General features: G+C 52.6%; 18 protein-coding genes and 1 tRNA gene. 7 read left to right on the top strand and 12 right to left on the bottom strand.

Features of this window, described 5'->3' with window-relative positions:
* Positions 1-203: 203 nt before the first annotated feature.
* From VPK24_RS01900 to VPK24_RS01890, 3 genes are read right to left on the bottom strand one after another with little or no spacing between them, the layout of a single operon-like run.
* A complete protein-coding gene (locus VPK24_RS01900; protein WP_393010215.1) occupies positions 204-638 on the bottom strand; it encodes a DUF29 family protein in 435 nt (144 codons plus the stop codon).
* A 5-nt stretch (positions 639-643) separates the two neighbouring features.
* A complete protein-coding gene (locus tag VPK24_RS01895) occupies positions 644-1,084 on the bottom strand; it encodes a DUF29 family protein (protein ID WP_393010213.1) in 441 nt (146 codons plus the stop codon).
* 7 nt (positions 1,085-1,091) lie between these two features.
* Positions 1,092-2,486, bottom strand: coding sequence for a hypothetical protein (locus tag VPK24_RS01890; RefSeq protein WP_393010211.1), 1,395 nt, complete (start codon positions 2,484-2,486; stop codon positions 1,092-1,094).
* An 18-nt stretch (positions 2,487-2,504) separates the two neighbouring features.
* On the opposite strand from VPK24_RS01890, the gene acs reads away from it, so the two are divergent.
* The 4 genes from acs to VPK24_RS01870 all read left to right on the top strand — a co-directional run bounded on the left by acs (position 2,505) and on the right by VPK24_RS01870 (position 7,263).
* Positions 2,505-4,475 carry an acetate--CoA ligase gene (gene acs / locus VPK24_RS01885; RefSeq protein ID WP_393010209.1) on the top strand — a complete coding sequence of 657 codons (1,971 nt, stop codon included), beginning with the start codon at positions 2,505-2,507 and terminating at the stop codon, positions 4,473-4,475.
* 84 nt (positions 4,476-4,559) lie between these two features.
* Positions 4,560-5,159 carry a hypothetical protein gene (locus VPK24_RS01880; RefSeq protein WP_393010207.1) on the top strand — a complete coding sequence of 200 codons (600 nt, stop codon included), beginning with the start codon at positions 4,560-4,562 and terminating at the stop codon, positions 5,157-5,159.
* Between the two features lie 82 nt (positions 5,160-5,241).
* Positions 5,242-5,736 (top strand): type II toxin-antitoxin system VapC family toxin, encoded by a 495-nt coding sequence (locus tag VPK24_RS01875; protein WP_393010219.1) that lies wholly within the window; start codon positions 5,242-5,244, stop codon positions 5,734-5,736.
* A 252-nt stretch (positions 5,737-5,988) separates the two neighbouring features.
* Entirely contained in the window at positions 5,989-7,263 is a 1,275-nt protein-coding gene (locus VPK24_RS01870; protein WP_393010205.1) for an AmpG family muropeptide MFS transporter, read from the top strand.
* A gap of 47 nt (positions 7,264-7,310) precedes the next feature.
* Here VPK24_RS01870 and VPK24_RS01865 read toward each other — a convergent pair whose 3' ends face one another.
* Complete coding sequence (locus VPK24_RS01865; RefSeq protein ID WP_393010203.1) at positions 7,311-9,125, bottom strand: M3 family oligoendopeptidase; 1,815 nt, start codon at positions 9,123-9,125, stop codon at positions 7,311-7,313.
* A 359-nt stretch (positions 9,126-9,484) separates the two neighbouring features.
* A tRNA-Ile gene (locus tag VPK24_RS01860) sits at positions 9,485-9,557 on the bottom strand.
* Between the two features lie 210 nt (positions 9,558-9,767).
* Between VPK24_RS01860 and VPK24_RS01855 the strand changes: the two genes are divergently transcribed.
* Both VPK24_RS01855 and VPK24_RS01850 read left to right on the top strand, forming a co-directional pair.
* The gene (locus VPK24_RS01855) at positions 9,768-10,439 is read left to right on the top strand and encodes a hypothetical protein (RefSeq protein WP_099534138.1); all 672 of its coding nucleotides are present in this window, start codon (positions 9,768-9,770) and stop codon (positions 10,437-10,439) included.
* A gap of 223 nt (positions 10,440-10,662) precedes the next feature.
* Complete coding sequence (locus VPK24_RS01850) at positions 10,663-11,973, top strand: hemolysin family protein (RefSeq protein ID WP_393010201.1); 1,311 nt, start codon at positions 10,663-10,665, stop codon at positions 11,971-11,973.
* Positions 11,974-12,057: 84 nt separating this feature from the next.
* On the opposite strand, the gene VPK24_RS01845 is transcribed toward VPK24_RS01850, so the two are convergent.
* Positions 12,058-13,242, bottom strand: a complete 1,185-nt coding sequence (locus tag VPK24_RS01845; protein WP_393010199.1) for a transaldolase — start codon at positions 13,240-13,242, stop codon at positions 12,058-12,060.
* Between the two features lie 220 nt (positions 13,243-13,462).
* On the opposite strand from VPK24_RS01845, the gene VPK24_RS01840 reads away from it, so the two are divergent.
* Entirely contained in the window at positions 13,463-14,428 is a 966-nt protein-coding gene (locus VPK24_RS01840; RefSeq protein WP_393010197.1) for a glutaminase, read from the top strand.
* 131 nt (positions 14,429-14,559) lie between these two features.
* On the opposite strand, the gene VPK24_RS01835 is transcribed toward VPK24_RS01840, so the two are convergent.
* From VPK24_RS01835 to VPK24_RS01810, 6 genes are all read right to left on the bottom strand, one after another.
* Positions 14,560-14,730, bottom strand: coding sequence for a DUF2256 domain-containing protein (locus VPK24_RS01835; protein WP_393010195.1), 171 nt, complete (start codon positions 14,728-14,730; stop codon positions 14,560-14,562).
* Positions 14,731-14,867: 137 nt separating this feature from the next.
* On the bottom strand, positions 14,868-15,527 hold the full coding sequence (locus tag VPK24_RS01830; protein WP_393010193.1) for a Crp/Fnr family transcriptional regulator: 660 nt from the start codon (positions 15,525-15,527) through the stop codon (positions 14,868-14,870).
* A gap of 483 nt (positions 15,528-16,010) precedes the next feature.
* On the bottom strand, positions 16,011-16,850 hold the full coding sequence (locus VPK24_RS01825; protein ID WP_393010191.1) for a 3'(2'),5'-bisphosphate nucleotidase CysQ family protein: 840 nt from the start codon (positions 16,848-16,850) through the stop codon (positions 16,011-16,013).
* Between the two features lie 59 nt (positions 16,851-16,909).
* Positions 16,910-17,836 (bottom strand): glycerate kinase, encoded by a 927-nt coding sequence (locus VPK24_RS01820; RefSeq protein WP_393010189.1) that lies wholly within the window; start codon positions 17,834-17,836, stop codon positions 16,910-16,912.
* A gap of 56 nt (positions 17,837-17,892) precedes the next feature.
* Positions 17,893-19,653, bottom strand: coding sequence for an ABC transporter ATP-binding protein (locus VPK24_RS01815; protein ID WP_393010187.1), 1,761 nt, complete (start codon positions 19,651-19,653; stop codon positions 17,893-17,895).
* Between the two features lie 374 nt (positions 19,654-20,027).
* On the bottom strand, positions 20,028-20,699 hold the full coding sequence (locus tag VPK24_RS01810; RefSeq protein WP_099534129.1) for an RNA polymerase subunit sigma-70: 672 nt from the start codon (positions 20,697-20,699) through the stop codon (positions 20,028-20,030).
* Positions 20,700-20,787 lie beyond the last annotated feature (88 nt).

The raw sequence follows: 20,787 nt of genomic DNA, 5'->3' as shown, positions 1-20,787 counted from the left end.
CCCTTCTCGTAAGCTTCTACGATTTTTCGGCGCAAGTCCAGCGAATAAAGACTCATGAGTTTTCCTGACGATAACTTCACTACACTGATAATTATATCGTGCCATTCGTTATAGGCAAAGGCTGTATCTCTCAATTTGGCTACGCTGGGGATTGAGCTGCCCACTTAACCCGCGCTGACATTTTCTATAAATTGTCAATCTTTCTAATTGTCAGCTTGCTCAGGAGCAATCATCTCCAATGCCTGTTGCAAAATTTCGGGGCGATCGACCATTGCGGCCAACTCTTCGGCCTCATAGTGCCCTCCAAAAGCCTCGATCGCTGCTGCTTTCAGGGCTAGTCCATAAACCTTTTCGAGGATTGCTGTCAGTTCATCCCGCTTGATGTAGTAGCTACCGGCCGATCGCTGGTTCGTGTTTAAGATTTCATCTACAGAATTTTGGATCGAGAGTTCCCAAGAACGGGTCGATCGCTTTTCGGCTGCTTGTTTAATTAAATGGATCAATAAAATTTTGCTGTAACTGCGAATCTTATTGCGAATTGCGGTTAGCCCCATTTCTTCCATCTCTTCCACAATCGCCAGCGCCCGATTCACATCGCCCGCTAGCAATAACTCATGCAACGTCAAAATTTCTTCCATAACGCTTAGGCTCCTGCTTGAGCTTGCGAGTCAATCATAGTTAATGCTTGTTTCAAGATGGCAGCGCGATCGACCATGGCCGCTAACTCTTCAGCCTCATAGCGCCCCTCAAAAGTTTCTAGCGCAGCTCGATCGATCGCGCTAGCATAGGCTTCATCGAGAATTTCTTGTAATTCATCAATTGATAAATAATAACCACCAGATTTTCGGCGTTTGTTTTTTCGCTGAATGTGGCGGACGGTATTCCGAATAGCAACTTCCCAAGAACGAGTCGATCGCTGCTCTGCTTTTTGCTTAATGAGATGAATCAGAAGGACGATCGCATAGCTATAGATCTGATCGACAATTGCGCTACGCCCCATCTCTTCAAGTTCCTCAACAATTGCCAATGCACCAACTACATCGCCAGCCAGCAATAGCTCATGTAATGTCAAAATCTCTTCCATCTCTGCATTACCAATTAGGTAGTCTTAGTTTTAGATCGTATCGATAATTAGTGGCATTTGGCTTATCGAGTAATTCTTGGCGATTTAGGTATCTTCCACTGTAGCCAAGTCGCCAAAGTATTACTTCTTCAGCCCATTGAATACCTCGCCATAGAATCTTCACTTGCTCTGTCAGACTAAATGATGTTCTCTGAATTGGGTGCGTTGAATCATTTCTTAAGTCAACAAATTCTCTGATTTCATCATCACTTAATTCAATACCTATTCGATCCATAAGGACTTTTATCCTCTCTCTACTTCTTCCAGGATTCATCAGTCTGCTATTTTCTTCTCGTCGAGTTTGACTTATTTCATCTACTACTAATATCAAATAGGCTAGAATCTCAACTAAACAACCAAGAGAATTAAAACACACCATAATGGTTCGTGCAGATGATCGCCCTGTTACGATGGGCAAAGATTGAAAATACCACTCCAAAATCAAATTCCATTTTTCACGCCATTCTGCATCTTCTTGAGTTTTTTGGAATGTGCTAAAACAACCTAAAAATAGCTCTAAGTCACTGGCATGACAATTATGTAACCATGAGACTCCTAAATTCTCAATCGGCGTTTGCAAAGAGTCAGTCCTGATTTCAGTATAGATATTTTTGGGAGTTTTCCATGACTTCCTCGACTCTGTTTTATCCTCAGCAAAGGCAGAAAGCTGAAAAATACAAGGGGCAATGTAACCGGCATTTGCAAAGGAAAGCATTGAACAAATATTAGATAGCATTTCCTTTCCTTTTTCACCTGTAAAGCTTCTTAGCTTTGAGGAATCATTAATTCGCTGCGAGATTTCAAACTTGGCTGTGATCCGACAACCAAGATTGAGCAATTTGGGCCGCATCCAATCAAGCCGATCTTCATAGGGCGTGATCACAAAGCATAGATCCTGTGTAAGATCTCCCGTTAATTCTTTATCAAGAGACAGAACCCTAAGAAATTCAGTGTTTAATAAAAATGTTTCAATATGATGAAATTCTTGATCCTGCCTGCCTTCAATAACAACTCTTGCCGATCCTTTGAGACTCGAAGTGCTTATATTAAAATTTAATGATTTTCCAATTTCAGTAATCATTAAAGATGGATTAGGAAGATCCCATGAACACAGCCGAATTGGCGGATTGTTCGTATATTCAAATAAACTAATCGCAGAAGATTCCTCTGCAAGCCTTGCAACTTGAAACTCCCAAGAAAGCTGTGGGCGAGGAAACAATTTAAGCGTAAGAGTTAATCTACCTTCGTGCCCGTCAAGATAGCCAATGTTGTTAAATAGCTCTAAAGATTCAGGGTTCTTGAGAAAATTTGAATAATTTAACAACATTTGAGTGTAATTTTTGTATTGCGTCGTTCTTATCATACTAAATTCGCTTCTGTCATGTCACAACCGACGATCGAATCGATCCTTCAAGAAAATCGCACCTTTGCGCCGCCTGCGGATTTGGCAGCCAATGCCGAAATTAAAAGCCTGGACGACTATCAAGCCCTGTACGATCGCGCCGCTGCCGACCCCACTGCTTTTTGGGCAGAACTGGCCGAAAAAGAACTCGACTGGTTCCAAAAATGGGACACCGCTCTCGATTGGCAGCCCCCCGTTGCCAAATGGTTTGACGGCGGGAAAATCAACATTTCCCATAACTGTCTCGATCGCCACTTAACCACCTGGCGGAAAAACAAAGCCGCTCTGATTTGGGAAGGCGAACCCGGCGACTCGCGCACCCTCACCTATGCCCAACTGCATCGGGAAGTTTGCCAGTTTGCCAACGTTCTGAAATCCCTCGGCGCGCAAAAAGGCGACATCATTGGCATCTACATGCCGATGATCCCGGAAGCGGCGATCGCCATGTTGGCCTGTGCTCGAATTGGCGCGGCCCATAGCGTCGTGTTTGGTGGGTTCAGTGCCGAAGCCCTGCGCGATCGCCTCAACGATGCCAAGGCCAAACTGGTGATCACCGCCGATGGGGGCTTCCGCAAAGATACCGCCGTGCCCCTGAAAGTGCAGGTCGATCGCGCCCTCGACAACAACGCCGCCCCCAGCGTTGAAAACGTGCTGGTCGTGAAGCGCACGGGCCAAGACGTTCACATGGAGCCGGGCCGCGACCATTGGTGGCACGACCTGCAACAAAACGCCAGCGCCGATTGCCCCGCCGAGCCGATGGACAGCGAAGACTTGCTGTTTGTGCTCTACACCTCCGGCAGCACCGGCAAACCCAAGGGAGTCGTCCACACCACAGCGGGCTATAACCTCTACACCCACATGACGTTTAAATGGACGTTCGACATCAAAGACACCGATGTCTATTGGTGTACCGCCGATGTGGGCTGGATTACGGGCCACAGCTACATCGTCTATGGCCCCCTATCCAACGGAGCCACCACCTTGATGTATGAGGGTGCGCCCCGATCGTCCAATCCCGGCTGCTTCTGGGATGTGATTGAAAAATACGGCGTGACGATTTTCTACACTGCCCCTACCGCGATCCGCGCCTTCATCAAAATGGGTGAGCACCTGCCCAAGGCCCGTAACCTCAGTTCCCTACGGCTGTTGGGAACCGTGGGCGAACCGATTAACCCGGAAGCCTGGATGTGGTACTACCGGGTGATTGGCAGCGAGCGCTGCCCGATCGTCGATACCTGGTGGCAAACGGAAACCGGCGGATTCATGATCACGCCGCTGCCGGGTGCGATTCCGACCAAGCCCGGTTCCGCCTCCAAGCCCTTCCCCGGCATTTTGGCAGATGTGGTGGATCTCGATGGCAACCCGGTAGGCGACAACGAGGGCGGCTATCTGGTCGTGAAGCATCCCTGGCCAAGCATGATGCGGACGGTGTTTGGCGATGACCACCGATTCCGCAGCACCTATTGGGAGCACATTGCGCCCAGAGATGGCCAGCATTTCTACTTTGCGGGGGATGGCGCGCGCCGCGACTCCGATGGCTACTACTGGATCATGGGCCGCGTCGATGACGTGGTGAACGTGTCGGGTCACCGACTGGGGACGATGGAAGTGGAGTCGGCGCTGGTGTCGCACCCGGCGGTGGCGGAAGCGGCCGTGGTGGGCAAACCGGACGATCTGAAGGGCGAAGACATTGTGGCGTTCATCACCCTGGAAGGAACAGCGACGGCCAGCGAGGAGCTGATTAAGGAACTGAAACAGCACGTGGTGAAGGAAATCGGGGCGATCGCCCGGCCCGGTGAAATTCGCTTTACGGATGCACTGCCGAAGACCCGATCGGGCAAAATCATGCGCCGCCTGTTGCGATCACTCGCCTCGGGTCAAGAGGTTTCTGGGGACACTTCCACCCTCGAAGATCGCTCCGTCCTCGACAAACTCCGCGAAGGATCGTAATTGCTAAACTATGGGCAGGGTGGATCATTCTCTTTCCTGCCCAGCACACCAACTAAACTCAACAGCATTCATCGGACAGGCACTATGTCAACTCATCCAACGATGCTTTCTGACGGCACTATTACAGTGGGAGAAACCGTACTTCCAGCCTATCAATTTTCACAAACTGGCTATGCATTTCCTTCACGCACTATTTTACAGTTTCTAGAACTTGAGAATCACCAGCTCCCACCGGATCTGAAATCTTTTATCGCAATTAACAAGCAAACTGATTTATCCGAAAAATTTATCATCATTGATGAGAATTTTGTGAATTTCCTGATTGAGTTATCGCAAAAAAAATGTCATCTTCAGGCTACAGCTATGTTGCAAAGCTTTGCAATTCATGAACTGGAACTTTGTCTAAAAAATCAACATGGTTCTGTAGATCAGGATCAGAATTTAGTAACCTCTGACCCTGAATTACCAGTACAGTCTCCATGCAAAATTTCAGACCCTGCCAGATTCAACATTGAACTCAAATTGGATCCCAGCTTATCACCTGAGACTGAATCACTTCATTCAGATCATCTTCAGCAAATCAAAGAGCGAAATAAGAGACTCTTAAATCTACTCGATGAGTGGAATGCCAATCCTGATCATGAGTTGGATCGTACCTGGGATGAAGTAATGGCGAACTTATAATGATGATTCTTGACCAATGCTATTTCTTTATACCAACCCATTATTTTTTATATCATTGATTCAATGACACGCCATCAATTAAATAAAGATAAAAATCATTAACAAGCTTGCTCTTGATACGAATATTCTGGGTCAATTACTAAACCCTGATTCTACGAAATTCACTGAATTAAAAGCCTGGTTTCGGACAATACTGATATCTGATACTGAGGTTTTTCTTCCAGGAATTGTTGATTATGAAATGAGGCGATCATTAGAGTTACAGCGTCTCAAAGATTCGAGTTACAAGGAAGTTGAACGCTTAAACCGTTTTTTGCAATCGGTTCGATACTTACCCATTACAATGACCGATTTAAATCTCGCAGCGACGCTTTGGGCCGATGCGCGTCGCCGGGGCCAAAAAACAGAAGACGATCGCGATTTAGGCGGCGATCCCATTTTGGCAGCCCAGGTTCGATCGCTCTTTTCACCCTGGGTCAATGTGGTTTTGGTCACTGAAAATCGCAAGCACCTAACACGCTATGGTATTGATGCTCGATCGTTCCAAGAAATCCTATTCCCAGGAATGGAATCATGAGCGATCGCACCATACTTGAGCACTCAGAAAAATCCTGAATTGTCTAGCTGCGATGAACTGAGATCGTCTGAAGCTACCTGTGATTTAGGAAAAGGATCCTGATCTTCACGCTGAATCAGATTTGATGGAAAGCGAAAGGGATGAGTCTCTGGTATTCACACCACTGTTGCACCACTCCCGCCTGATCGCTCTCGGTTGGTTAACAGCAGTAAACTCAACCCAATGTTTCTCTATGCCGGTTGCCCAACACCCGTGAAAGTTCCTCTTCCGTCACCCCTAGCCTCGATCGCCCGGTTGTTTCAACAGCCCAAGATGGCGGCTCTACTGCTCTTGGGGTTTAGCTCGGGATTGCCCTTGCTGTTAACCAGCCGTACCCTCCAGGCTTGGATGACGATGGAGCAGGTGAACCTGAGCGCGATCGGGGCTTTTAGCCTGGTGGGATTACCCTACTCCCTCAAGTTTTTGTGGGCCCCCTTGCTCGATCGATTTGTGCCACCGTTTTTTGGGCGACGGCGGGGTTGGTTGGCCCTCAGCCAAGGGGCGATCGCCCTGGCCCTGTTGGCGTTGGGGGTGCAAAATCCCCAGCAGGGGCTACAGGGGGTGGCGATCGCAGCGGTGTTGGTGGCCCTGCTCAGCGCCACCCAGGACATTGCCGCCGATGCCTATCGCACAGATGTGTTGACTCCTCGGGAAATGGGAGCCGGAGCGGCCATCTTCGTGTTGGGCTATCGCGGGGCCTTGCTCATTGCGGGCGGAGCAGCGCTGGTGCTGGCCGATCGCTTCACCTGGCCGGTCACCTACAGCATGATGGCGGTCTTGATGGCGGGCTGCATTCTGTTGAGTTGGCTGGCCCCAGAACCCACAGCCCCCCAACAACCACCCGCCAGCCTGTCGGAGGCCGTTTGGCTACCTTTTAAGGATTTCCTCGATCGCTACCATTGGCAACGGGGCCTGGCCATTTTGGCCTTCATTGTGCTCTATCGCTTGGGCGATTCGATGGTGAACAATATGGCCCTGCCCTTTTTGTTGCAAACGGGCTTTAGCCAAACAGAAGTGGGCGCTATTCAAGGGGTGATGGGCTTGATTGCCACCATTGTCGGCTCCTTAACGGGCGGTGCAATTCTCAGTCAAATTGGCATTGGGCGATCGCTCTGGGTCTTTGGAGGATTACAAGCCCTGAGCAATGTTGCCTATTTAATTTTGGCTTGGGTGGGGAAAAATGCTACCGCCATGGTGTTAGCGATTAATGTGGAAAATTTTTGCGGTGGATTAGCAACAGCAGGATTTACGGCTTTTTTGATGAGTCTTTGTAATGCTCGTTTTTCCGCCACCCAATATGCTTTGCTGTCCAGTTTGATGGCTGTTAGTCGTGATTTGTTTTCGGCTCCTTCCGGTGTTTTAGCCCAACAGTTGGGTTGGCCCGGCTTCTTTTTGCTCACGATCGGGGCGGCGCTGCCGGGATTGGCATTGTTGCCCTGGTTTGCTCCTTGGCATCAATCGAATTCACCATCGGAGCTTAACCAATAGAATGCAACCCCGGTCAACTTCAGCCTGAATGATTGAGCAGCCTTCTGCTAGGGTACGGTGCTGGCCAGGCGATCGACCAAATTCGCCACATAATCTAGCGCTTGGGAAATGGTCGCCGGGTCTTCCAAATCCACACCCACATAATGCTTAAGGGCAGCCATTTGGTTTTCGCTGCCTCCACTGGCCAGCAGTTGTAAATAGCCGGGTACAAAATCTCGGCCTCGCTGGCGATATTGTTGATAGCAAGCCAGGCTCACGATGTCCGAAGCGGCGTATTGATAGCAGTAAAAGGGCTTGAAGAAAATGTGACCAATTCGGGCCCAGTCGTATTGGTGCTCCGGCAAAATTTCAACCGCATCACCACACAAATCTCGGTAGAGACTATCCCAAACTTCATTCAAAAATTCAGCATCAAATCGCCCCTTTGTGGCTCGATCGTGCAGGGCCAATTCCAAGCGGCTGATGGTGGTTTGTCGGAAAAGCAAACTCAGTTGATCTTCTAGTTGGCGCGTAATTAAACTGCGCTGCATATTGGGATCAGAATGGCGATCGAGCAAATAATCCAACAGCAGTAGTTCATTAAAGGTGGAAGCTACTTCCGCCAACACCAAAGGCGGATTGCTGTTGAAATAGCGTTGATGGTCGTTAATCCAGGCAAAGTGCAAGCCATGACCCATCTCATGGGCCAAGGTAAATAGAGAGCTGTAATCGTCGGTGTAGGACAAAAACAAATAGCTATGTTTGCCGTGGGTATAGTTGCAAAATGCGCCGCCTCGTTTGCCTGGCCGCACGGCAGCATCAACCCAACGGTTTAGGAAAAACTCTTCGGCCCGGCGGGCATAGGTTGTGTCGAATTGCTCCAGGGCCGCCAGCAGGGTTTGAATGCCTTCTGAGAACGGTAGCGGGGCGATCGGCTCGGTGCTCCAGGGGGCATAAACATCACAGGTGCGAATGGCGGCTCCGGTGGCTTTTGCTTTGATTCGGTAATAGTCTTGCCAAATTTCGGTGCGATCGCGTGTGCCATTCATCACGGCCCAAAACACCCCTTCGGGTACTTCATCGCTAATTAACTGTTTTTCCAGGGTCGATCGATAGCCGCGCATTTGGTTTTCGATCGCGTGATCCTGGGCGATCGTGCTCAGGATGTAGGCATAGAGGGTGTTGTGCTGTTGGCTGACAGCTCGCACCGAGTGATAGGCCTGTTCGCGCACAGTGCGATCACCCTGGAACAACAGAGCCGAAAGTTCGGCTTCCGTGGTGGCAGCTTTGCCATCGGCCATGGTGACGGGGGTGTATGTCTGTTCGCCCAAGTGGATCGATCGCAACTGAATAAAGGCCTGCCGCCCGGTCAAGCTGTCCCGATTACGCGTTTGTTCCACCACTTCCGGCAACCGAAACGGCGCAAATCGCCCCACGGATTCCAGGTAATGGGCATAAAGCCGCAGTTCCGGGGCCTGTCGCAACTCCGCCAAGTGGTCGGCACCCATGGCCTGAAGTTCTAGATCAAAAAAGACCAGCTCGTTATTCACGGTGGTCAAGGCCGTTTGGATCCGATCGACCTCCCCTTGGGCGGTGGTGTCTCGGGTGTTGGCCGCAAAGGTGAGCGAGGGAAAGCTCCAAAGATAGCCCACCACTTGGTAGATGCCCTCTAACTCTTCCAAAGCCTGGGCCAACTCCTGGGCCGTCAGCAGGGCCACGCGATCGCGGTAGGTGATCCGAAAATTCTCTGCTCGATCGCTCACCCAGTGCAAATCAGCCTCATAGCGGGGATCATCAAATCCCGCGTATAGATCGGCTAAATTCCAGGTTAATGGGTCGTTCTTATCGGTGGTTTGGGCCGTCCCAATCGCACTGGCTACCATAGCTCTAACCTTCGCCTCAACCTTGGGTTCACGCAGCAATTTCAGACATTCGCATTCAATTCCATCACAGGGTTTCAGGCGATTTGACGACACGCCCTAGGCCCCTTGTCCCACCCGATCTGTCAACGAGCGATGGAATTAGGATTCCAAGCGATTTGACGACAAGCCCCTAGGCTCGATCGGCCACGTCCACGACGTTCATGAAATGCGATGCGATTCATTTCGATCGCGCTCAATCAAGCCGGTTCAATTCATTTGATCCAATCAAGCGGGTTCAATCAAGCGGGCTCAATCAGGCCGGTTCGAGTGAGCCAGCTCGATTGATTTGGCTTGATCAAGTCGGTTCGATCGTAAAACAATCCAGGGTACAGGAGTTGAACCTGTCTGAGGCGAATTATGAGTTCGCTGCCTAAACCGCTCGGCCAACCCTGGAAAATGGCGCAAAACCAATGCTCGGCAATAGATTATGGGGTGGTCTATCGCTCTCTGAGAGCTGTGTGAGTTTAAACTCATCATTGATTTTGCCATTGGCCGCTAGTTTGGGCAATATTCTTGGATAGAGTTTGAATAGTTTGAGTGATCAGCCAGGTGCCATGTGCTCTGGATCCCTCAACCTCTCTCAAGTAATCTTCATCAACTGCCGTGAATCCCAGCGCTGGCTTGACCATTCTGTTGTTGTTGTTGATGGCGGGCACGGGCATCGCCAGCACCTCTTGGGGCTATAACCTCGGACGAGAGGCGCTGAAGGGCATTGTGCAACCGGACTTTCGTCCCACGGCGGACTCCTCAGGGCGAGGCGGCAAGCGACCGGAACCGGCTCCCCTGAAACTGCTGAATGAGCAACAGTTGCTGGCCAAAACCAAGGCCATCACCCAAACGGCTCCCGTGGGCAATGCGCCGCCAAAGCCGGTGGATCCGGCCTTGACCCAAACCCAACCTCAGGCCAAGCCTTTGTCACAAACGGCGGTGGCCAAGCTGCCCATTTCGGCCAAGGCGGAAGGCGTGACCCTGACGGTGGTGGGAGCCAGCCGGGTGGGCGATTCGTTGGTGCTGGAGTTGACGCTGCGCAATCAGGGCGATCGGGCGGTGCAGTTTCTCTATAGCTTTTTGGAAATGGCGGACGATCGGGGCGATCCCCTGAGCGCGATCGTGGAAGATTTGCCCAGTGAGCTACCGGCCGACGGAGCCACCGTTCGGGGCAAGGCGATCGTGCCGACGGTGTTGCTGGATGGGGTGAAGTCGTTGCAACTGTCCCTGACCGATTATCCCGATCAGCAATTACAGCTTCAAATTCAGGGCATTCCCGTGCGTTAGGGGCGATCGCCTTTGGTCACAGCCCCATCGGCTATTGATTCCAAGAGCACATTGCCAAGAGCACATTGCCAAGAGCAGGTTGACAGCTCTAAGGAAGCCCCGTGAGCAAGATGGTTGAGTTGTTTGTTTTTGAATAGAACCAAGCAAAATTCAACAAAATCCAGCAAACTTAACCAGGATCAAGCAAACTCAATCAAACTCAATTAAACGGAATCTAGTAGCGGTGGATAGTCAAGGCTGGACGTTGAGCTTGTGGGTGCTGCTGTTGCCCATCACGCTGAATGCGTTCTTTGTGGCGGCAGAGTTTTCTATGGTGGCTGTGCGGCGATCGCGCATTGATCAACTCGTTGCGGGTGGGGATCCAGCGGCTCGCAGCGTCCAGTATTTGCAACAACATGTCGATCGGTTGCTGTCCACAACCCAGTTGGGGATCACCCTGGCGGCCCTCACCCTGGGTTGGTTGGGTCAGTCGGTTTTGGCCGCACCCTTGATCAGCGGCGCAATTCACTACTGGCCCGCTGCGGCCGATCGCCCTTTGGTACAAGCGGTGGCCGTGGGAACTGCGTTCCTGTTGGTGGCCTATCTGCAAATCGTGTTTGGGGAATTGGGCCCCAAATCGATCGCCCTGCGCCATGCGGAGCAGGTGGCCTTGGTGTTGGGGCCGCCCAGCGTCACGATCGGGCGATTTTTGCAGCCGATCGTTTGGTTTTTGGAGCGCTCCACGCGGTGGGTGTTGCAGGCCCTGGGGTTACGGCCCAGCGATCGCCATTGGGCCAGCCCGATCGCCCTTTCGGAGTTGCAACAAATTGTTGGGAATTCCATAGAGTCCCCGGACTTAGAAGCCGATGAACGCCGCCTGCTGCAAAATGTTCTGACCTTTCGAGCCGTGACGGCCCGGGATGTGATGATTCCTCGCACCCAAATGGTGGTGCTGGAGCAGTCGGATTCTGTGACAGACTTGCTAGCGGCCGTGGGTCAAACAGGCCACCTGCGTTACCCGGTGATGGGTGACTCGATCGATGACATTGTGGGGATGGTGCGGTTTAAAGATTTAGCCACGCCCCTGGCCGCTGGGGAATTGAGCCTGGACACGCCCCTGAGCGCTTGGATTCAGCCCGCCTGTTTTGTGCCGGAATTTGCCAATACGGCGGACTTGCTGCGATCGCTCCGGCGATCGGGACAGCCCATGGCGATCGTGGTCGATGAATTTGGCAACACGGCGGGTTTGGTCACGCTCACCGATGTGGCGGAGGAAATTGTGGGGCCCCTGGCCGCCGACGACAGCTCGATCGAGGCGATCGACGAACAAACCGCCTGCGTGCCCGCCCAAATCACGATCGACGAGGTGAATGGCCGTCTGGGGCTAACCCTGCCCGAAGCCGACGATTACCAAACCTTGGCCGGGTTTGTGCTCTGCCACCTGCAACGAATTCCCCAAGTGGGCGAAAGCTTCCGTTACAACGGTTTGGAATTTGAAATTGAAGCGGCCAATGGGGCCCGAATCGATCGGATCCGCATTCGCCGCCTTCACTAGATCCTGACTAGATCCTTAAAAATCCTTCGTCAGTTCCTCAGATTCCCCACTGGAGAATCTTGAAGCCGTGACCCAAATCAGGCCCTAAACACCTACCAAGTGGTGGTGATAGGCTGCCCCAAGGCCGGCCGCCATTTCAGCGGGGGTGATTTTGCCATCTCGGTTGGAATCTAGGGCATCAAAAACCGCATCGCTCCCAGCCCATTCTTCACGGGTAATGAAGCCATCCCCATCCAAATCGTAGACATGAAAAATGTCATCGGCCGCATGGCTGAGGGCTTCTTGGCCTTCCAGTTGAGCCAGGCGATTTTTTAACAGCAACTCCAGAGATTCCAGCGCTTTCGAGAAGCCTTCAATCCCCTCCGTGAGCTTTTCGGAAGCCATTGGATCGTCTTGGTGCATTTGATCGAAAACTTCGCGATTCATCTCGATTTTCTCGATCGGCTCTGCATCGGCCAAGTCAGGACTCAGCTTGCGCACCAGCTCGCCCTGATTGCTTTCCAGCTCGTCCAGGAGGGCCGGCGAAATGGTCAGCAAATCACAACCGGCCAGTTCCACAATTTCGCCCATGTTGCGGAAACTCGCCCCCATCACCTCCGTTTGATGGCCGAAGGTTTTGTAGTAGTTGTAAATCCGCGTTACGGACAACACGCCGGGATCTTCTGGGGCTGGAAACGAATCGCGACCGGTCTTTTTCTTGTACCAATCCAAAATTCGACCCACGAAGGGCGAAATGAGGGTCACGCCCGCCTCTGCACAAGCGATCGCCTGGTGCAATCCAAACAACAGGGTGAGATTACAGTGAATGCCTTCTTTTTCCAACACTTCGGCGGCGCGAATGCCTTCCCAAGTGGCGGCAATTTTGATCAGAATTCGATCGCGTGAAACACCGGCTTTTTCGTACTCCGAAATCAGATAGCGGCCCTTGGCGATCGTCGCTTCCGTGTCATAGGACAGGCGCGCATCAACCTCCGTGGAGACCCGACCGGGAATAATTTGCAAAATCTTTTTACCAAAGGCCACCGCCAAGCGCTCAAAGGCCAAGGAAGCTACCTCCTCCGCGCTGGCTTGTTTGCCCTTTTCGGTGCGGGCCTCCAGCAGGGTTTGATCCACAATTTCCTGGTATTGCGGCATTTGGGCCGCAGCGGTGATCAATGAAGGGTTCGTTGTGGCATCGCGGGGCTTGAGTCGTTCGATCGCCTGAATGTCGCCGGTATCGGCCACCACGATCGTCATTGTGCGTAATTGTTCAAGCAAGGTCTGAGCCATGATCACTTCTCGCTGAGAGCGTTGCGAGTGTCCCGCCCTCTCGGTTGGGCCGGGAAATGTGCTTCCAGTGTGGCCGATCCCACCGGGAATGGTGACGCTCCCGATGAGAACTTCAACAAAATCACAGAAAAGTTCAAAGAGGGCAGGAGTTGCCGGTAAGTGTTCAATCAGCGATTGATAAGAAACCTCATCACTTGATCACAATTGCTTATCAGGCTCCTTGGCCTTCTCTAGAGTATTAGCAGGGCTGGTGGCTGCTTCCTGTATGCCGGCCCAAGGCGATGCAGGCGACATGACTGGACTAATCGCAACATCTCGGTTGTTATTGGATGATCTGGCTCGACAAGGAACCCGATCGGGCATTAGTGGCTACTTGCCAGACTACGTGCCCGCTTTGGCCAAGGCCAATCCGCAAGAGTTTGCGGCCGCCGTGCAGGCCGTGGATGGCCGCAGTTGGGATCGATCGCCCCCGGGGCGGCGGGTGGTGTTGATGAGCGTGATGAAACCCCTGCTGTTGTTTTATGCCCTTGCGCTTCTGGGCCCCGAGGTTGTGAGCAGCTTGGTGGGCTGTCAACCATCCGCCAAGGCCTACAACGACTTGGATCAACTGCTGGAAGATGCGGGCCATCCCCGCAACCCCATGCTCAACAGTGGGGCCCTGGCCCTGGCGGGGGCCCTGCCTGGAACCACCGCGCGCGATCGGGTGCGGCGGTTCCAAGCTTGGTTATATCGGGAAACAAATTGCTTAATGCCCGTGAATGAAACGGTGCTGGCTTCGGTGCAAAGCCTACCCAACGGCCGCAATCGCGCTTTGGTGCAAGCTTTGGTGGATTCTGGCCGGGTGGCGGAGCCGGAAATTGCCCTGGAGATTTACAACCGGCTTTGTTGCCTGGGGATCACGATGCCTGAGTTGGCGGCTTTGGGCTGTTGGTTTGCCAACCCGCCGTCCCAATGGGCTGAATTGGTGCAGCAAACCCTAGCAGCGATCACCGTGGGGGGTCTCTACCAAGATTCGGAAACCTGGATGGCGCGCGTGGGCTGGCCCACCAAGTCCGGCGTGAGTGGCGTGGTTTGGTCAATCCAGCCCGGCCAAGGATCGATCGCCTGTTACAGCCCTCTGCTGAATCCCCAAGGCCATTCGATTTTGGGGTTGGACTTTGTGGAAGGGGCTATTCGCTGGTTTTGATTCACCTGGTTTTGATTCACCCTGAACCGAAGGGTCTGAATCCAATCAATCACTTCAAATAATCACTTCAAATTCCGTTGAAAGGTTATTGGAGGGTTATTGATTGGCAAGGTTATTGATTGGGCCACAGATCAGGAGGCAGGCTCGGGGCGATCGGCTTGATTTTTGCGGCGACGACAGCGATCGGAGCAGTATTTCACTTCGTCCCAGCAGTCTGCCCATTTTTTGCGCCAGGTAAAGGACAGGCCACAAACGACACAAACTTTGGTGGGAAAGTCGGCTTTCTTGCGTTGTTTGGGCATGGAATCTTCAGGCGGATGGGGCGCACAATTCAATAGTCAATTGGCGCAAGCATTCTAACGAATTTTCACCCTGGATTCTTGGCATGTGCCCAAAGGCCTCTGGCATCAAAGGCCTCGGGCATCAAAGGCTTCTAGTATCAAAGGCCTCGGGCATCAGGCGAATTCTTGCCTCCGGCGGGAAACCAAAGGTGTCGATCGGCATCAATCTCGATTCGGCCTTGGGCTTGGAACAGTTGCAACAGCCGAGTCACGGTGACCCGGGTGGTTTGGGCGGCGCTGGCCAATTGCCGATGGGTGAGGCGCAAGTTCAAACGACGCGCTGAGCCAAGGGGCTGCCCAAATTCCCGATCGAGCAGTTGCAGCAATTGCCAAAGACGCTCATCGGCGCGCTTCAGGGTGAGCAAGGATTTCAAATCGCTGGCCTGATCCAAACGGCGCAGGGCATGGAACAGCAGGTTGCGGGCCAAAATCGGGGACTGTTGCACCTGGTCGATCGAGAGGGGCAACAGATCCGTGGGAGCCAAGGCTGAGGCCCGGTAAGGATTCACCGCGCTCAGAACCTGTCCAAAAAATGTCCCCGTGCTCGCAAAGCCCAAAATTGCTTCAGAGCCGTCCGGCAGCAGGGTTTCGAGGGCCACGGCCCCGCGATAGACAACCCAGAGGCGATCGGGCTGGAGGGGAATGGTTTGGTTGGTGCGAAAAGATTCGAGGTTTTGGCTGCGGTATTGGGCTTCGAGCAACCGGCGCAGTTCCAAGTCGGTGCTACTGGCCAGGGTCGATCGCATCATTTTTGGCATGGGAGGGGAAGCAGAGGGCGATGGAGTGCGATCCCAGGACGCAAATTGCGGGTGCTGAGTCTTGGGAGTTGGGACTTGAATGATCTGTGCTCGATGACTGCCAATTGAGATCGTATCAGTTTTTGATCAATTGACAGTAATTTTCAATAAGCAACAGCCAAATCATCGGCAAAACCCTAGTGATTGCGAGGCTGGAGGTCTCAGCTTGTCAATAGCCTCCGCAATAACTGGATCAAAACTGTAGTGCCCCACACCAACTCAGGCTAACGGCGACCGTTTAACCCCTTGCCAAGGGAATGTTAACGATCCATGAAGATTGTGCCGCAGCGCTTAGGCATGATCCCCCCTCTCCGAGGATGTCTAAGCAACATCTTTCAGTATGGGCCAAGCATCAATTGCTGTGGGAGCAAGGGGCTTAAGCCCCTTGTCTGCATTGATCGCTGGAGCTTACAGAGTGGCAATTTTGGCTTTTCAGACATTCTCTCAAAGCAGGCGGGCCAGTTCCGTTTGCAGGATTTGGCAGAGTTCCCGATGGTTGGGGCCATTGCTGGCAATGCGGCCGCCCCACTGGTTCAGGTCGCCCGTGGCATAGCGCAGGGGTTGGCCATCAAAGTGGGTGAACTGGCCGCCCGCTTCCGTCAAGATCAATTCCGGGGCCGCCATGTCCCAATCCTTGGGGGCCGATTTGCCCGAAAGAGAGAGGTACAAATCTGCTTTTTGCTCCACGATCGCGGCAATTTTGCCACCAACGCTGCCCACGGCGTGCTGATTTTGGCAGGGCAGGGCGGCCAGCAATTGGTTAAACCGCTGGTCTCGGTGCGATCGACTGACCACCACGGTCAGCTCCGACAGTTGGGCACAGGCCGACACCCGGGGCGATCGGGTTTGGCCAGCGCGATCGAACGCTACCGTTCCCGACCCTTTCACGGCCGCATACAACTGTTCCGCCTCTGGACAAGCCACGATCGCCAGTTCCGGCCGTCCTTGGTAAACCAGCGCCAGGTGAATGGCATATTCGCCAGTTTTTTGAATAAAGTCCTTGGTTCCATCCAGGGGATCGATGATCCAAATCCAATCCCGATCGGCTGGAATGCCTTCTGATTTATAGGTTTCTTCGCTGAGGTAGCCAAATTCGGCGCTCCCCAATTCCTGCTGCAAATGACTGAGGATGGTTTGATTAGCGGCCAGGTCAGCGGCCGTGACAGGCCCGTCGCCCTGGTCTTCAATCGCCAACTGATCGCCTCGGTAATAGGCCCGCAGCACGTCGCTGGCGGCCCAGGCGGCTTGACGGGCGATCGCGCACAAATCCTCAAGGGGTCGCATGGTAGCTCAAATGCAGGATGGGAGCCTTGATGGTATCAGTTGATTAGGCTATTGGGGGATTAGGCTATTGGGTGACCAAAATTCAGGTAGCTTCCGGGCGATCGGGTAACTCGGGTTAACTGTCGATCAATTCCAAATTCAAACACCCAATCGGCAGCCCCGGCAGCTAGCAACGGATCAACAAATAGCTTCGGGTGCAAAGCTTTCCAAAAGTAATCCACAAAATCGGAAATTTCCGCCTCACTCAGTCCCTGCCCTCCGGCGGCAATTCGATCGCGCTCGGCCTGTTGTCGCCACTGTTTTGAAAAGTAGTAGTCAGTGGGTTTCAAAATCAAAAGCCGATCGCACCCTTCCCAAAGGGGTAAATAGTCCCGTAATCGTTGATTACAATCCTGGGCAAAGGCGCGATCGTCCTCCGAAAAGATGGGTGCTGGCCAATCAACAAAGGTTGTGAAATCAATCGGCTTCACTCCCACAAACCACCCTTCAAACAACACAATATCGACCGGCTGAATTATCTCCGCCGCCACGCGATCGCCCTGTCCCCCATGGCAGGATTTATCGAATCGCGGAATGGCTATGGTGGAAGATTGGGGCGATCGCAAGGCCTGCAACGTTTCCAGCCCCAGATCAACATCATGGGTTCCCGGCGGCCCCCGCCAAATAAGCCGAGGATCCTGTGTTTGCAACCGTTGCCGATCGGCATAGGTTTTGTAGAGGTCATCGATCGACCAACTGAGGGTTCGCCACCCCAACAGTTCCAAAGCCACCACCATCGCTTCACAAAGGGTGGTTTTGCCTGCGCCTTGCACACCCAAAATTCCCAACACGATCGGGCGATCGCTCTGGGCGCGTAATTGCCCTAACTCCAAGGCCAAAGGCCACCAAGCTTGCTCAATCATGGCCCGATTGCTGGGGTGACTAAGCAAAAAGGCCAAGCGCGATCGCTGGCCCAAGGCAACACAAAATGCTTCAAAATTCGGCATGAATTCCAAAGTTTTTAGGAGCAATTTTCCCGCAAGCAACCAGTTGATAACAGCCCCTAAGCAACCAACATTGTTTCTAGGGTGTGTTGATTCCAAAGGTCACGATATAGCCCCGGGCGTGAGAGCAATTCATCGTGGGTTCCCATATCCACAATGGAGCCTTGATCCATCACCAAAATTCGATCGGCAGTGGCGGCGGCGGACATTTGATGGGAAATAAAAATCACGGTTTTCTTGGCGGTTCCGTCCGTCAGATTGCGCAAAATTTCCGTGGCGGTTTTGTTATCCACGCTCGACAGGGCATCATCCAAAATCAAAATTGGGGAACTGATCAACAGAGCGCGGGCCAGGGCGGTGCGCTGGCGTTGGCCGCCGGAAAGGGTGATGCCCCGTTCGCCCACGACCGTTTCGTATTGCTGGGGGAAGGTGAGGATTTCGTTGCGAATTTGGCTGGTGTCGGCGGCGGCTTCCACGGCCCCCAGGTCGATCGCGGGATTGCCGTAGCGAATGTTGTTGGCGATCGAGGTGCTGAACAGAAAACTATCTTGGGGCACATAGGCGATCGCCCCGCGCAGGTCTTGAATTCGCAGTTGGGTAATGTCAATTCCATCCAGCCACAGTTGCCCCGGCTTCAGATCCAGCAAGCGCGGCAGGGCATTGGCCAACGTGGACTTGCCGCAACCCACAGGGCCCACGATCGCCACCATTTCCCCGGGTTTAATCTCGAAGTTTAGATCGTTCAAGGCCAGCCGATCGCTCCCCGGATAGCCATAGCTGAGGTGGGTGGCTTTGAGATGGCCCACCACTTGCTCCAGCGGCAGGGCGATCGATTCGCGGTTGTCGATAATCTTCGGTTCCGTTTGCAAAATCGCTTCCACACGATTGATGCTGACTTCGCCCCGTTGATAGGTGCTGATCGTGAAACCCAAAAGCGCCGTGGGGAAAACCAATCGCTCCACATAAATCAGCAGCGCCACAAAATTCCCGATCGACAGTTCCCCTTGGGCGATCGCGTCGGAACCAAACCACAACAGCACCAGCAAGCTGACACTCGCCAACCCGCCCAGCAATGGAAACAGCACACTGCGGGTTTTGGCAAAGCTCAAATTCACCCGCAGCAACTGATCATTAACCCGCCGAAAAGCTTGCCGCTCATTCTCCTCTTGGGCATAGATTTTGATCGGAGAAATGCCGCTCATATCCTCTTGAATGAGGTCGCTCATTTCCGAGAGCCGCTCTTGCACTTCCAACTGTTGGGTTCGCAACTGATTGGCAAACAACTGCACCAACACCAACATCAAAGGATAAACCAACAGAGCCAACAGCGTTAACCGCACGTTGATGCTGAGCATAATGGGCAGGGTTAACGCATAGGCAAATAGGGTATTCGCCAAGCTTAAAACGGCGAACCCCATTAACCGGCGAATGTTGTCCACATCGCTGGTGGTGCGGTTAATGAGATCTCCGGCCGTGTTCACCGCAAAATAGGCCGGCTCCAGGGTCAATAGATGTTGAAAAATGCGTTGTTTCAGGTCAAATTCCACCTGACGACCCACCCCAAACACCAGCACCCGCGACACCATCCGAATCACCCACATCACCGAGGCCAAAACCATCACGGTCACGGCAAAGGCAAAGACGCGATTGAACGAGAAGCTCGCTTGCAACTCATCAATTCCATTCCGAATCAGCAGGGGAATATAAACCCCCAACACATTCACCAAGAGTAATGTGCCAATCCCAATCGAGGTTTTTTTCCAATAGGGTCGTAAATAACTGCCTAGAATTTTCAGGTTCGATCGATTGGAGCCAGCCATAAATTAGACCATCCTGATATAGGAGTTCTTTGGAGGAGTTTGTTGAACAGATCAGCTTCGCCCGCCAATTGCCCCCCAGGTTTTCACCTCGGGGGTTTGGTTCTTTTGGGGCCTTGATTCTTGAATTTTGAGCCTTGAATCTTGAGCCTTAGATTTTGAACCTTAGATTTTGAGTCTTGAGCCTTAGAGGCCGTTTGAAAAGCCAAAATTGCTACTCAGTAAACCCTAGCGATCGACACAAACAAGGGGCTTAAGCCCCTTGCCCCCACAACTATCGGTACTTGACCCGTGCCACAAGATGCTTTTTAGACACCCTCTTAGGTTTTCAGAATCCTGCGCTTTAGTCTTGAGTTGAGCGGCGTTGGTTCAGAGTCTTAATTTAAGGCAGTTTCTGCTTCTCCAGCGCCGGGCCCATCAAAGGATTCACCCAAATAAATCGCCCGAATATCTGGCGGCAAGGCTGATTCCAAGGCGCGGTAACTTTGGCGCAACTTGGCCCGAACAGCGGCCGGCGACAAGGATTCCCCCTCCGCTTGCAAATAGGCGGCGATCCGTGGCTCGCTCCAATGCAGGGTTTGGGCCATCAACACCATCAAACGCGCCGTGGGATCTTGCCGATCGAGCGCCGATTGCAGGTAGCACCAAAGGGGGGGCGGGGCGGCCGTCAAGGAATAGTGAATGGATTCTACGGGGGGCAATTCTGCCTGATTCACCATCAAAGCGGTCATGTTAATGAGCCAGTTTTGCAAGGTAAATTCATCGGCGCGATCGATGCGAGTTGCCCGGGCCCGCTCCAAATCTAAAGTTGGTAATTCACGAAAAATTCGGAACCAAATTTGGGCAAATAAATAATCCGCCTGGGCATCAGACGGAGCAGAATGTTGTACTAGGGAATAGACGATCGGGCTATAGCGACAAAACAAGGCTACAAAATAGCGGCCGGAGTCAGGATAGCGTTTAAATAGGTCCAATAATTCTGAATCACTGTATTGATTGAGTGATTGAACGATCGGATGGCGACATTCATGAAAACTGGGTGCATCCATGGGCAATCAAGCAATATCCGTTGCGGTGGCAAAATTCGGCCAAGAAGCTTCATCCTCTCGCCAGGATTAGGGGCTGGCCGAAACCATC

This window comes from Limnothrix redekei LRLZ20PSL1 (genome assembly GCF_043235035.1).
Lineage (GTDB): Bacteria > Cyanobacteriota > Cyanobacteriia > CACIAM-69d > CACIAM-69d > CACIAM-69d.
Note: the sequence above shows the minus strand (reverse complement) of the source record. Positions and strands in the feature narration are given on the sequence as shown.

Excerpts from the sequence above, each read along its gene's own strand:
- VPK24_RS01880 (WP_393010207.1), top strand. The coding sequence starts at position 4,560 with ATGTCAACTCATCCAACGATGCTTTCTGACGGCACTATTACAGTGGGA.
- VPK24_RS01835 (WP_393010195.1), bottom strand. The coding sequence starts at position 14,730 with ATGCCCAAACAACGCAAGAAAGCCGACTTTCCCACCAAAGTTTGTGTC.
- VPK24_RS01890 (WP_393010211.1), bottom strand. The coding sequence starts at position 2,486 with ATGATAAGAACGACGCAATACAAAAATTACACTCAAATGTTGTTAAAT.
- VPK24_RS01820 (WP_393010189.1), bottom strand. The coding sequence starts at position 17,836 with ATGCCGAATTTTGAAGCATTTTGTGTTGCCTTGGGCCAGCGATCGCGC.
- VPK24_RS01845 (WP_393010199.1), bottom strand. The coding sequence starts at position 13,242 with ATGGCTCAGACCTTGCTTGAACAATTACGCACAATGACGATCGTGGTG.
- VPK24_RS01815 (WP_393010187.1), bottom strand. The coding sequence starts at position 19,653 with ATGGCTGGCTCCAATCGATCGAACCTGAAAATTCTAGGCAGTTATTTA.
- VPK24_RS01865 (WP_393010203.1), bottom strand. The coding sequence starts at position 9,125 with ATGGTAGCCAGTGCGATTGGGACGGCCCAAACCACCGATAAGAACGAC.
- VPK24_RS01825 (WP_393010191.1), bottom strand. The coding sequence starts at position 16,850 with ATGCGACCCCTTGAGGATTTGTGCGCGATCGCCCGTCAAGCCGCCTGG.
- VPK24_RS01810 (WP_099534129.1), bottom strand. The coding sequence starts at position 20,699 with ATGGATGCACCCAGTTTTCATGAATGTCGCCATCCGATCGTTCAATCA.
- VPK24_RS01900 (WP_393010215.1), bottom strand. The coding sequence starts at position 638 with ATGGAAGAAATTTTGACGTTGCATGAGTTATTGCTAGCGGGCGATGTG.
- VPK24_RS01830 (WP_393010193.1), bottom strand. The coding sequence starts at position 15,527 with ATGCCAAAAATGATGCGATCGACCCTGGCCAGTAGCACCGACTTGGAA.
- acs (WP_393010209.1), top strand. The coding sequence starts at position 2,505 with ATGTCACAACCGACGATCGAATCGATCCTTCAAGAAAATCGCACCTTT.
- VPK24_RS01895 (WP_393010213.1), bottom strand. The coding sequence starts at position 1,084 with ATGGAAGAGATTTTGACATTACATGAGCTATTGCTGGCTGGCGATGTA.